Genomic DNA, 12967 nt, shown 5'->3' on the forward strand with positions numbered 1-12967 from the left:
TTCCAGTTCTGCCTAAAATTAGCTATCAACAGGATTTGACAAAGAGCCAAAAAAACCGGCAACTGAAATTCAGTTACCGGCTTTTCGTTAATTATGCGTGTGTATGGATGGTGTAGTTACGTTTGCTACCGCCATCTTTTTTGTCGTAACGTTTCTTGCGATCATAGCGACCTTCGCTGCTGCCATGGTTATTGTCGCGTGAACGACTATGACCGCCAGCACTATGGTTGTTGCTATGGCCGCCGCCATTACCACCGCCGCGACGATCACGATCGTTGCTACGATGACCGCCACGATAGCCGCCACTACGACGACCGTTGCCGCCATGACCGCGCCGTGGTAATGGGCGTTCGGGTGTGATCTTAACAGGCACTTCAGCAGCGTCGTCTTTACTAGTTACTTTCAATAAAGCAGCTGCCAATTGTAATGGTGTGTAATTATCCAACAATTGTTCGCCTTGTGCTTCATAATTACTTAAATCTTTGTCATCGATCATTGAATGAATCGCTGCGACTGCTGAAGTCAATTGACCTTGAAGTGCTTCCTTGGCCGTTGGTGCCTTCAGTGGTTGCATCTTAAGCCGAGTTAGCTTTTCAATCGTCCGTAAGTAGCCCATTTCATTAGGCGTTACGAAAGTGACCGATGTCCCTTTATGTCCAGCACGTGCTGTACGTCCAACACGATGGACGTAACTATCTGGATCTTGGGGAACATCATAATTATACACATGCGTAACACCAGTAATATCTAAGCCACGAGCAGCGACATCAGTTGCAACTAAGATATCTAAATGACCACCCTTAAATGAACGTAGTACGCTCATCCGTTTTTGCTGTGATAAGTCACCATGGATACCTTCAGCGTTGTAACCACGCGCACGTAAGCCTTTAGATAATTCATCGACCCGGCGTTTAGTACGACCGAAGACGATGGTTAATTCAGGCTTTTGCACGTCGAATAACCGCGTCATAACATCAAACTTTTCAAATTCTTTCGTTTGAACAAAGTACTGATCCAATAAGTCAGCCGTTAATTCCTTGGCCTTGATTTGAACCATTTTGGGATCGTGCATAAACCGATCAGCAATTTTACGAATAGCTGTCGGAATTGTTGCGGAGAATAAAAGGGTTTGGCGAGTTTCCGGTACTTGTTGGACGATTTTTTCAATATCTTCCAAGAAGCCCATATCTAACATTTCGTCAGCTTCGTCTAAGACCAATGTTTGTACGTGGTCTAAACGAATTGTCCGCCGGTTGATATGATCTTGTAGGCGGCCAGGTGTACCAACGATGATCTGTGGATGTTCTTTTAACGAACGAATCTGACGACCAATGTCAGCCCCACCATAGACAGCTTGGACCTTGGCATGTTTGTCTTGGCCTAAGCGATAAAGTTCTTCTTGTGTTTGTACAGCTAATTCACGTGTTGGTGAAATAATCAATGCTTGTACGTTAGGATTTTCAAGATCAATTCTTTGTAAGATTGCTAAACCAAAAGCAGCAGTTTTACCGGTACCAGTTTGGGCCTGGCCGATAACGTCAACGCCACTCAATGCCAACGGAATAGTTTCCGCTTGAATTGGAGTAGCTTCCTCGAAGCCTTGTCGTTGGACTGCTTTTAATAGCTCTGGATCTAATCCTAAATCTGTAAATTTCAAATAGTTTCCTCCTCGGGTCTGTTAAACAATTTGCAAAACAGTTCCCGATCCCATTCGCGTCTGCCTTGCAAAAATATTTGATGCTTACTAATTTGCATCTTTACCATGTTATCATGAACGACCGATAAAAACAAATTTTTGTAACAATTTATTTTCATGAAACCGTTCTGACCATACTTACTGTATCTTGTTTATTGAACAAAGTAAAAGACTATTGTCAATGATAATAGTCTTTTACTCACTTAATCGTTTGTTTGTAATGCATGTAAAACTTCATCCAAATGAATACCGTTACTGGCTTTGAGCAATACGGCATCAGCAGCGGTAATCGTTGCTAATAAATCAGTGATCATCGTCAATTTTTTGTTCAATGGATAATAATGAACGTGCCCGCTGAAAGCAGGATTTTTCGACAATATCGTTGCCAAAGATTGAATTTGTGGTCCCAACAAGTAAACTTCATTGATCTTAGCTGGATCAATAGCTGGTGCAACCGCCGCGTGTAGTGCTGGTGCTTGTTCACCTAGCTCCAACATATCACCTAACACAACAATGTGACGTCCAGTGACAGTTACCGCTGAAAAAGCCCGTAATACCGCCATCATGGCCGTTGGATTAGCATTATAAACATCACTTAAGATTTGTTCACCTTGCGCACCAGTGACCCATTGTGTCCGATTCTTGATCAATTTAAAATCAGCCAATGCCGCCTGCATTTGCTGCGGCTGAACTTGGAATAACCCGCCAATGGTAATTGCTGCCATCGCATTATTCACGTTATAGGTTCCTAGCAGTGGCAAATGAAATTCCGTCTCCGGATATTGGTTCAACGTAAAATCGATCTGTTTACTACCCGCCTTGATCGCCGTCGGGTATAAATCGTTGCTTTCTTGTTGGCCAAAGGTTTTCGTCCGCTGGGCAATCTTAGCAGCGCGCGCCTGCAATAACGGTTCATCACCATTATAAATCAGCATGCCATCTTCCTTGAGTCCGTGGGTGATTTCCATTTTGGCGTCAGCAATTTTATCGCGCGTGCCAAAAAATTCAATGTGCGCTTCGCCGATCATTGTAATGATGGCCAAGTCTGGGGCCACTAGCTGGCTCAAAAAATCCAGTTGGCCAGGCCGATCCATTCCCATTTCAATAACTAAAGTTTCAGTGTTTGTGCTCATATTCAAAATGGTGATTGGCACACCAATTTCGTTATTGAAATTACCCTGTGTTTTAACAATGTTAGTGTGCGGCGCCAAAATTGCGGCGGTCATATCCTTAGTGGTGGTTTTACCGTCACTGCCTGTGATGGCAATCACGCGTGGATCAACCTTATTTAGGTAATACTTAGCCAATTGTTGCAAGGCCTTCAAGGGATCACGGACTTCCAAAACCGGAAAGTCAGTTGGCTTACCCGGGTGCCCTAATTGCCAAAAGGCTGCAACTGCACCATTTTGCTGGGCGTTGCCAATATAGTCATGACCATCATTTTCAGCAGTCAGCGGAACAAAGAGTGCGCCAGTAGTTAGCTTCCGCGAATCAAAATGGACACTGGTGATTTCTAAATCTTGCCAGCGCGAATAGTCATTTTCAGCGGCTACTGCCTGCGCAATTTCTGCAAGTTGCATTTTCATAGATTAAAATTTCTCCTACTTAAAATTATCGTACCCCAACAAGTTAAAAATGTTGTTGGGCGCGTTGCCGCTTGAAACGTTTTAACGCCAATTGAATTAATTCTTCGATCAGATCGCCACTACTTAGCCCCATTTTTTGCCATAACTGTGGGTACATGGCGTACTGATCAAACATTGGCATCGTATTAATTTCGTTAAGCAAAACATCGCCATTAGCCGTCAAAAAGAAATCACAACGCGCTAGCCCAGAGCCATCCATAATGGCGTATGCTTGCTGTGCGTATTGCTTCATTTTGGCCAATGCATCTGCGTCGATTGCAGCCGGGATCTCTAATTCTAGCTGTTTACGGGACTGCTTCATCCCTTGATCAATAAAATCCTGTTGTTTGGCAATTTCACCAGGAATTGTAAAGTGTAGCTCTTCGTCACCTAGTAAACCTAGCTCAATTTCACGCGCCACGATGCCCTGTTCTACTAAAACACGAGAAGCAAATTCAAACGCCTTTTCGATGGCTGCAATCAATGCTTCACGATCACTTACCCGGCTAACCCCAAGACTCGAGCCTAGATTCGCCGGCTTGACGTACATTGGGTATAAAAGTGAGCCCTCACAACGCGCCAGAATCTTTTCAGCTGCTGCGTGCCATTGCGCTTTTAACACAGGAACGTAAGGTGCTTGCGGGATACCCGCTTGTTGAAATAACATTTTGCTAACAATTTTATCCATCCCCACAGCACTGGCCAGTACGCCATCGCCAACATAAGGAACGCCTAATGACTGCAACATGCCTTGAATCGTGCCATCTTCAGCATTTTGCCCATGCATGACTGGAAAAACAACTGCGTCTTCAATAGCTAAGTCGCCAGGTCGTAGTGCAATACCAGTTGATACGCCATTTTCATTAAATTGGGCGGTCTCACCGGCTACTAAATTAAGCGCAGTCGCCGCACTTAGCGGTTCATGTAAAACCGCCCCGCGCAACCAGGCCCCCGTTTGCGTAATATAAATTGGACAAACTGAGTAATACTTGAAATAAATTGCGTGAATAACTGCGAATGCCGAAGCAATCGACAAGTCATGCTCTGCATTTTGACCGCCATATAGTAGGTAAATCTGCATACGCGCCCTGCTTTCTTAAGTGTAGAAAAACGTCTGTAACATCTGACTCAGTGCATTGGATTTGAGCCATTGATCTACATTTTTACTTGGTTAAAACAATCTGATCAAAGCAATCCTTGGTTCGCAAAAGCAGCTTCATTAATGACGTTTAAGCGCCATTTTTGAATACCGTGATTGTAAATCAATTCAGCTACTTTTTCTTGATCCATACTATGCCAATCATCATCGATCAGCTTAAAACGACTATTTAAGTACAAAATTGGAATATGGATCTCCTTTTGCCGGCTATCAATATCAGCAAAGGAAAACAGCGCCCCGTCAATGAATAGCGGTTGTAACTGTTTAAGAATCGTCGGATCAATATCTTGAATTAATGACCGACGCCGAAATAAAAAGCGCATGTCAGGATATTTTTCCTGTAAATGTCGCTTTAGACTTCGATTTAACACGGTGTAAAATTGCGGCAAATGCCGGTAATAAGTTTTCACTGTGCCATCCGGTAAATCTAGATAAACATAATCATTTTGCAACTTATAATAAAACGGTGATTCTAAATGTGTGTAGGCGTGCCCCAAATAAAGCAACTGCGCCACCTCATTTGGCGTCACCTGCTCTAAGTATAATTCATGCGCAAAATCGATCCACTTATGTGTTGCTAAGTGTGGATCGGTTAAGTACGAGGCAATCGCCGGCGCACCAGAAATACTGTTGAACCCAGTGTGCGGATCAACATCATCATCCAGATCGACCGGCGTTAACAGTAGCAAATGATGCGGCACGCGTGGTAGCGCACCTGCAAAATCCTGCAAACTGATGCCATAGGACAATATTAAATTAGAAACCGTCTCTAAATGAACGTATACAACTTCCGCACTCATGATCCCACTCCACATCACTTTTAACCAATACTCACCTTATTGTACTACGAACGCTTAGGAAAGACAGCGAAAAAACAAGTATTCACACAACTGAAACATGCTTGAAATATTAATCAACAGTCGTACTAGCAACAAACGGCCGTCATTAAGCATAAACCACAGCTACCAGTTAGAAAGGGGTTGTGTCCTTACATGCGCAACCCCTCTAAATATGCTATTAGCTAGTGTTGCCCACAAAAAAGGTCCGCCAACTTTCAGCCAGTTACGGCTGATCATTGACGAACCTGTTACTTAAAATGAAACCTTAGGCGCCGTTTTTTCGGCTTCTGGTGTTTCTAAATAATTTATTTTCTGGAAGTTGTGGGCTGGTGCAATGACATTGCCCGGGAATGTTTGAATTTTATTATTATAATTAACGGCACTTGAATTGTACAGTTGGCGTGCATAGGCAATTTTATTCTCTGAATTGGTTAATTCATCCATCAACTGTCCAAATTGTTGATTTGCCTTAAGATCAGGATAGCTTTCTGATAAAGCAAAAATATCTTTTAAGCCAGCGGAAAGCTGATTGGAGACCGCCATTGTCTGTGCATGATCATCGCTAGGAACAGCTGCCAATTGATTGCGTTTGGCAATCACGTTTTCCAACGTGCCTTGTTCATGCTTAGCGTAGCCTTTAACCGTCTCAACTAAATTCGGGATCAAATCATTCCGGCGCTTCAATTGAACGTCGATTTGGCTCCAAGCTTCGTCGGTCCAATTACGACTACGTACCAAGCCATTATAAAAGCTGATGTAACCAATTACAATCACCGCTGCAAGCAAGATTGCAATTAAAATAATCCACAGCATCGCAAACCCTCTTTTCTTTTATATTCTGTATTTGCATTAATTGTCACAGATACGATTCAACTTGTCAATTAAGGTTATTGCTAGACGGAAAATTTTACCAGCAGCTTAATTGGTCTAGGCTTATTTAGGCCGCTGAATATGCTTTTACATCAGCTAATCATTAATTGTGGGCTACTAGCACTTTTAATTTTTGTCAATCGTGCTAACATAGAATTATCGCAATTTTCAGAAAGAAGGTGAGCGCTTGAACTCGGTTCAGCGCAAACGCCCGCAATGGCAACAAAATCTTTACGTGCTCTGGTTTGGTTGTTTTATGACCGGGATGGGATTTAGCTTAGTCCTTCCGTTTATGTCACTATATGTTGATACACTAGGTAAATTCACCCATGTCCAACTTAGTTTTTGGAGCGGCTTGACCTACTCCGCCACTTATTTAGTCACCGCCATCGTTTCTCCTTGGTGGGGCCGCTTAGCCGATCGCAAAGGCCGCAAATTAATGCTGCTACGTGCCTCAGCCGGAATGGCAGTGATCATTGGTGCCATGGCCTTTGTGACCAACGTCTATCAATTAGTTGTTTTGCGCGCCTTGCAAGGCGTCGTTTCTGGCTTCATTAGTAACGCCAACGCCTTGATTGCAACTTCAGCACCACGCAATAAAAGTGGTCAAGCGTTAGGCACACTTTCTACTGGCGCCGTCACTGGTCAAATGATCGGCCCATTATTAGGTGGTTCTATCGCCGGTTTCTTTGGCTACCGGGTCACCTTTTTGATTACAGCATGCCTACTGACAACTAGTTTTCTGTTATGTTTGTTTTTCGTTCATGAAACCTTTGAACCAGTTGAAAAAGGCAAAGAACAGCCAGCAAAAGCAATCATTCAGCAATTACCGCATCCCCAATTGATTATCGGTATGTTCGTTACCACGATGTTTATCATGGCCGCCAACAATTCGATCAGCCCAATCATCGCGTTGTTCGTTCGCGAGTTATTACACGGTACTGGTAACGTACCCTTGATCAGCGGTATTATTGCTGCCTTACCGGGGATTGCCACATTGATTGCTGCACCCCAATTTGGTAAGCTAGGCGACCGCATCGGTACCCAGCGAATTTTGTTACTAGGTTTGATTTTTGCCACTATCGTTTACCTGCCCCAAGGTTTCGTGACCAATGTGTGGCAACTGGCAGTATTGCGCGTTTTCGTCGGAATTTCTGACGCCGCCTTATTGCCTGCTGTACAGACAATTCTAGCCAAATACTCGCCGCATACCGTGGCTGGTCGTATTTTCAGCTATAATCAGTCCTTCCAGTCGGTTGGTCAAGTTTCTGGGCCATTGATTGGCTCCGGTATCTCCGGCTTTCTCGGCTACAACGGCGTCTTCTTCACGACAGCCGCACTCGAATTTATCAACTTCGTTTGGGTTTGGCGTAGCACTAAACCGTTACGCCTAAAAGCAAAAAAATAATCGTCAGCTAAATTAGCCGACGATTTTTTTGTACCATTTTTTTAACAAAAAGAAGCGTGTGTCATAAGACGGTAGCGCCCTCCGCTTAGCCTATAATATTCAGCAATAAAAAAACACCTGATAACAATATCAGGTGTCGCGTGCAATTGCTTAGTCTTTTTTGCCAGGTGCTGCATTTGTATCGGCAAAACCATATTTTTTGTTGAAACGATCGACTGCACCGTCGGCTTGCGTGAACTTCTGCTTGCCGGTGTAGAAAGGATGTGAGTCTGAACTGATTTCAACTAAAACTAATGGGTAACTATTACCGTCTTCCCATTCAACCGTTTGGTCAGATGTTTTCGTTGAGCCAGACAAGAATTGGAAACCTGTTTGGGAATCACGGAAAACAACGGGATGATAATCTGGATGAATACCTTTTTTCATTATAATACGCTCCTTTGCCCTGAATCATACTAACGTTAGCGTTTAAACTAGTCAGCCGGAAACAGCCTAACTGGTTATACCTAAGCTAGCCTGCGAAACAGAGATGATTTGGTTACACAACTAATAAATAGTACCATGTACGTTGAAATTTTGCAATTAGTGATGTGAATTTCTTGTTTGTTGTCGCTTAAACGTTAATCTGTTTAAATTTTGGTAGAACGCACGGTTGTCCGAAGTCCGCTGCATAAAGCGTAACAACTGTTCGGTGTATTCTAAAGCATCACCTGTCATTGAACGGCGAATTTTCCACAATGCGTCCAAATTTGTTTTTGGCAATAACAATTCTTCCTTGCGGGTGCCTGATTGCTTAATATCCAGTGCTGGAAAAACACGCCGTTCTGCTAATTCACGAGATAAATGCAGTTCTAAATTACCAGTTCCCTTGAATTCTTCATAGATCACATCATCCAAGCGGCTACCAGTATCAACCAACGCCGTAGCCAAAATTGTTAAGCTGCCGCCTTCTTCAATATTTCGTGCAGCACCAAAGAAACGTTTTGGCCGATAAAATGCTGCCGGATCCAGACCACCGGATAAGGTTTTACCACTGGAAGGTGTCGTTAGATTATACGCGCGCGTCAAACGGGTGATTGAATCCAACAAAATGATCACGTCTTGCTTATCTTCGACCAAGCGTTCTGCACGCTCCAAAACCAACTCGGCCACCCGCGTATGATTAGCTGGTTGCTGATCAAACGTAGATGAGACCACATCGCCTTTAACAGAGCGTTCAATATCAGTAACTTCTTCCGGCCGTTCATCGATCAACAGCACAATCAAATAGGCATCAGGATAATTCTCAGTGATACCAGTTGCGATAGCCTTAAGTAGACTCGTTTTCCCCGCTTTTGGTGGTGCCACGATCAAGCCACGCTGGCCAAAGCCAACTGGCGCAAAAACGTCGATCAAGCGGGTAGACAACTGCTGTTCAGTCGTTTCCAAACGAATTTGTTTATGCGGGTAAAGCGCCGTTAACGCTGGAAAATGCGGCCGCTGCTTAGCTTCTTCCGGATCTTTGCCGTTAACAGTATCAACGTGCATTAAGCCATAATAACGTTCGTTGGGCTTAGGTGGCCGTGCACGCCCATCAACTTTGTCACCAGTACGTAGGCCAAAACGCCGAATCTGTGATGCCGAAATATAAATATCTTCTTGCGATGGGCCATAATTGATTGGCCGTAAAAAGCCATAGCCATCGTCACCAACAATTTCCAAAACGCCTTCCATTGAAACGAAGCCCTGCTTTTTGGCTTGGGCACGCAACACGGCCAATGATAGTTCCTTTTTGTTCATTTGGCTGTAATACGGGATTTTAAAATCACGCGCGTACTTATAAATTTCTTTTAGGGTTTGGTTTTCTAACTCACCCATGGTCAAAAAATCGCTCATTAAATTACTCCTTCATTTAAATCAAAAAAAGAAACGAAAACAACGCTTCCGCTTATCAGCAAAGCAAGCTGCCCTCGTTCCTTAATATACGCTATTAGCGTGATGCAATCGTGATCTGTTCTACATCATCAACAATCTCGACCTGTGCGCCAAGTCCACGCAACTTATCGACTACTCGTTCGTAACCACGCAAAATATTGTCGACATTACTGATAATAGTTTCACCTTGTGCCATTAAACCAGCAGTCATCAGGCACGCACCAGCACGAATTTCGTCCGCTGATACTTCGGCACCATACAATTGATCAGCGTGATGCAAAATGATTACATCGTTTTCAATTGTGATCTCTGCCCCCATCCGAATCAATTCAGGAATATGTTTGACCCGCTTGGGGTAAATCGTATCAACAATTAAGCCTTCGCCGCGTGCCTTTAGCAACAATGGGGTAATTGGCTGCTGTAAATCAGTCGCAAAACCGGGGTAAACGGCTGTTTTGATTTGTACCATCTTTAAATGGTCAGATGGATTTACATAAATACTATCTTCATGATAGTCCAGCTGTGCACCCATTTCTTCCATTTTCGCCAAAAAAGCGTCTAAATGCTCAGGAATAATATTTTTAACTAAAACCCCATCACCAATCGCTGCGGCCATGGCTAAATAAGTCCCCGCTTCGATACGATCTGGGATGATTGTATGTGAATTATGTGCTTCTAATCGTTGTACACCGTCGATCCGAATAATATCGGTACCCACGCCACGAATTTTTGCACCCATATTATTTAAAAAGGTAGCTAAATCAATAATTTCCGGCTCCTTGGCGGCATTTTCAATAATTGTCCGCCCATTAGCACGAACCGCGGCCAATAAAATATTGATCGTCGCACCAACTGAAACCATATCTAAAAAGATTCGTGCACCGTGTAAACCTTCTGCCGGCGCCTTAATGTACATAGCGCCATGCTCATTTGTGACTTGTGCACCAAGGGCCTCAAACCCCTTAATGTGCTGGTCGATTGGCCGGGGTCCAATATCATCGCCACCGGGCAAGCCAACAATAGCCTCACCAAATTTACCTAATAATGCGCCCATAAAATAATATGAGGCACGTAGGCTTTTAATACGACCATTCGGTAATGGTGTCGGTACAATCTTGGTGGGATCGATTTTGAGGATATCCGCAGTGAACGTTGAGGTCACGTGCATCGATGCCAAGATTGACATTAAATTATGTACATCCCGAATATCAGGCACCCCGTCCAGCGTTACCGGCGTATCAGCTAGAATCGATGCGGGGATGAGCGCAACGGTACTATTCTTCGCGCCCCCGATCGTCACCGTGCCGGATAGCGGTTTGCCACCTTGGATCCTCATTTTCTTCATATGCTACTTTCCTCACTTCAATTATAATCATTTCAATGATAAAGAATGTAACCTAAAAATACAATACCTTAAGCCACTTAGTTAGGAAATTCTAACAATCATGTAACGTGCCTGAGCCTTACTTACACTAATCATACCGAAAAATAGTTGCTAAAACCAGTCTTAGGACTTTATCAATTCTTAATATTTGTCATGTTTTGTCATCTACCCTAAAAAAATAGAGTATTGTAGCAAATTGCCTACAATACTCTACCATAAAAGTTAGAATCGTGCTACCTCTTTAGCTATGGCTAGCTGTTTTGATAAATGCTTTGTACAAACCTTCTGGCCGGCTTGGACGTGATAAGAATTCTGGATGGTATTGCGCAGCCACGAAGAAATCATTTTGTGGTAATTCAACCACTTCGACCAAGCGATTATCTGGGGAAACACCAGAGAAAACTAAGCCATTTTTCGCCAATAAATCGCGATACTTATTGTTGAATTCGTAACGATGACGATGGCGTTCTTGGATCTCAGGCACGTTGTCGTAAGCGGCAGCGGCTACGGAACCTTCCTTAAGCACACAAGGATACAAGCCTAAACGTAAGGTACCGCCTAAGTTTTCCTTGGCGTTTTGGTCAGCCATCAAATCAATAACTGGATCAGCAATATCTGGTTGTGTCTCAGATGAGCCAGCATCCTTCAAACCAACCACGTTGCGCGCAAATTCGACACAGGCCATTTGCATCCCTAAACAAATACCTAAGAACGGTACGTTGTTTTCACGAGCATACTTAATGGCCGTAATTTTACCTTCAAGACCACGATCACCGAAACCACCAGGAACTAAAATACCATCGGCGTCACCTAATAATTCAGTGACATTTTCATCATTAACGTGTTCAGCATTAAATTTAACAATTTCAACGTCAACATCATAGAAATAACCGGCGTGCTTCAAGGCTTCCGTTACAGAAATATAAGCGTCCTGTAGTTCAACATATTTACCAACCAAGGCAATTTTTGTCTTACCTTTTAAGTTACGGACCCGTTGTAATAAGCCATTCCATTCCGTCATATCGGCAGTTGGCACGTTAGTCATGCCAAAATGTTCTAGCACAATATCGTCCATATTTTGTTTCTGTAAATTGACTGGAATTTGATAAAGTGTATCCACGTCCAAAGATTCGATGACTGCTTCTGGGGTCACGTCACAGAACAACGCAATCTTATCTCGCATGTCTTGGGTAATTGGCTTTTCTGAACGAACAACTAAAATGTCCGGTTGAATCCCCATACCACGTAATTCCTTAACTGAATGTTGCGTTGGTTTGGTTTTCATTTCACCAGCCGCACGCAAATAAGGAATCAGCGTTGCGTGGATGTAAAGTACATTTTCACGGCCAACATCAGCTTTCATTTGCCGAATTGCTTCTACGAATGGTAAGGATTCAATATCGCCTACCGTACCACCAATTTCGGTAATGATAATATCGGAATCAGACGTTTTAGCAGCCCGTGTAATTTTTTCCTTCAAAGCGTCAGTAATATGTGGAATAACTTGAACCGTTGCGCCAAGGTAGTCACCATTACGTTCTTTTTGGAGAACTTCACTGTAGATTTTACCCGTGGTAACGTTGGAGTATTGGTTTAAATCTTCATCAATAAAGCGTTCATAATGGCCAAGATCAAGATCGGTTTCCGCACCATCATCGGTGACAAAGACTTCCCCATGCTGATAAGGATTCATCGTACCAGGATCGATATTGATATACGGATCAAATTTCTGAATTGTTACTTTTAAACCTCTGTTTTTCAGTAGCCGTCCCAATGATGCTGCAATAATTCCTTTGCCTAATGATGAAACAACGCCGCCTGTTACAAAGATATACTTGGTCATATCAAAACTCCTTCAATATTATTCGGGGAAGATAAAATTAGAGCATTTTAAAAGGCACTCAGGCTCTTCAAAATACGTTCAAATTAATTTAGCTAGAACGCTTCAAAAATAAAAATAAGCTCCCCATTCCTCAAGAATAGGGAGCTTATCATAACCGTTCATTGGCTTTACAAATGCTTGTAAAGCGCCCAAACAATATAATACATGGAAATTGCTTAAGCGTCAAGCA

Annotated in this window: 10 protein-coding genes; 1 reads left to right on the forward strand and 9 read right to left on the reverse strand. The window is 43.2% G+C overall.

Translation table 11 applies throughout. The annotated features are described in order from the left end of the window. Nucleotides 1–91: 91 nt before the first annotated feature. From EKM80_RS06065 to EKM80_RS06085, 5 genes are all read right to left on the reverse strand, one after another. On the reverse strand, nt 92–1657 hold the full coding sequence (locus EKM80_RS06065) for a DEAD/DEAH box helicase (RefSeq protein ID WP_125552224.1): 1566 nt from the start codon (nt 1655–1657) through the stop codon (nt 92–94). Nucleotides 1658–1899: 242 nt separating this feature from the next. Beyond that, complete coding sequence (locus tag EKM80_RS06070) at nt 1900–3282, reverse strand: UDP-N-acetylmuramoyl-tripeptide--D-alanyl-D-alanine ligase (RefSeq protein ID WP_125552225.1); 1383 nt, start codon at nt 3280–3282, stop codon at nt 1900–1902. A gap of 43 nt (nt 3283–3325) precedes the next feature. After that, nucleotides 3326–4402, reverse strand: a complete 1077-nt coding sequence (locus tag EKM80_RS06075) for a D-alanine--D-alanine ligase family protein (RefSeq protein ID WP_125552226.1) — start codon at nt 4400–4402, stop codon at nt 3326–3328. Between the two features lie 104 nt (nt 4403–4506). Beyond that, nucleotides 4507–5280, reverse strand: a complete 774-nt coding sequence (locus tag EKM80_RS06080; protein ID WP_125552227.1) for a hypothetical protein — start codon at nt 5278–5280, stop codon at nt 4507–4509. A gap of 291 nt (nt 5281–5571) precedes the next feature. Continuing rightward, on the reverse strand, nt 5572–6132 hold the full coding sequence (locus EKM80_RS06085; protein WP_125552228.1) for a LemA family protein: 561 nt from the start codon (nt 6130–6132) through the stop codon (nt 5572–5574). A 244-nt stretch (nt 6133–6376) separates the two neighbouring features. Between EKM80_RS06085 and EKM80_RS06090 the strand changes: the two genes are divergently transcribed. Then, entirely contained in the window at nt 6377–7597 is a 1221-nt protein-coding gene (locus EKM80_RS06090; RefSeq protein ID WP_225418823.1) for a multidrug efflux MFS transporter, read from the forward strand. 150 nt (nt 7598–7747) lie between these two features. Here EKM80_RS06090 and EKM80_RS06095 read toward each other — a convergent pair whose 3' ends face one another. From EKM80_RS06095 to EKM80_RS06110, 4 genes are all read right to left on the reverse strand, one after another. Then, nucleotides 7748–8023, reverse strand: coding sequence for a type B 50S ribosomal protein L31 (locus EKM80_RS06095; protein ID WP_125552229.1), 276 nt, complete (start codon nt 8021–8023; stop codon nt 7748–7750). Nucleotides 8024–8179: 156 nt separating this feature from the next. Continuing rightward, nucleotides 8180–9472, reverse strand: coding sequence for a transcription termination factor Rho (gene rho / locus EKM80_RS06100; protein ID WP_125552230.1), 1293 nt, complete (start codon nt 9470–9472; stop codon nt 8180–8182). Between the two features lie 94 nt (nt 9473–9566). Then, complete coding sequence (locus tag EKM80_RS06105; RefSeq protein ID WP_125552231.1) at nt 9567–10856, reverse strand: UDP-N-acetylglucosamine 1-carboxyvinyltransferase; 1290 nt, start codon at nt 10854–10856, stop codon at nt 9567–9569. A gap of 280 nt (nt 10857–11136) precedes the next feature. Further along, nucleotides 11137–12738, reverse strand: a complete 1602-nt coding sequence (locus EKM80_RS06110; RefSeq protein ID WP_125552232.1) for a CTP synthase — start codon at nt 12736–12738, stop codon at nt 11137–11139. Nucleotides 12739–12967 lie beyond the last annotated feature (229 nt).

The sequence above is a fragment of the Loigolactobacillus jiayinensis genome (assembly GCF_003946445.1).
Taxonomy (GTDB): domain Bacteria; phylum Bacillota; class Bacilli; order Lactobacillales; family Lactobacillaceae; genus Loigolactobacillus; species Loigolactobacillus jiayinensis.

Excerpts from the sequence above, each read along its gene's own strand:
- EKM80_RS06105 (WP_125552231.1), bottom strand. The coding sequence starts at position 10,856 with ATGAAGAAAATGAGGATCCAAGGTGGCAAACCGCTATCCGGCACGGTG.
- EKM80_RS06110 (WP_125552232.1), bottom strand. The coding sequence starts at position 12,738 with ATGACCAAGTATATCTTTGTAACAGGCGGCGTTGTTTCATCATTAGGC.
- EKM80_RS06085 (WP_125552228.1), bottom strand. The coding sequence starts at position 6,132 with ATGCTGTGGATTATTTTAATTGCAATCTTGCTTGCAGCGGTGATTGTA.
- EKM80_RS06080 (WP_125552227.1), bottom strand. The coding sequence starts at position 5,280 with ATGAGTGCGGAAGTTGTATACGTTCATTTAGAGACGGTTTCTAATTTA.
- EKM80_RS06075 (WP_125552226.1), bottom strand. The coding sequence starts at position 4,402 with ATGCAGATTTACCTACTATATGGCGGTCAAAATGCAGAGCATGACTTG.
- rho (WP_125552230.1), bottom strand. The coding sequence starts at position 9,472 with ATGAGCGATTTTTTGACCATGGGTGAGTTAGAAAACCAAACCCTAAAA.
- EKM80_RS06095 (WP_125552229.1), bottom strand. The coding sequence starts at position 8,023 with ATGAAAAAAGGTATTCATCCAGATTATCATCCCGTTGTTTTCCGTGAT.
- EKM80_RS06070 (WP_125552225.1), bottom strand. The coding sequence starts at position 3,282 with ATGAAAATGCAACTTGCAGAAATTGCGCAGGCAGTAGCCGCTGAAAAT.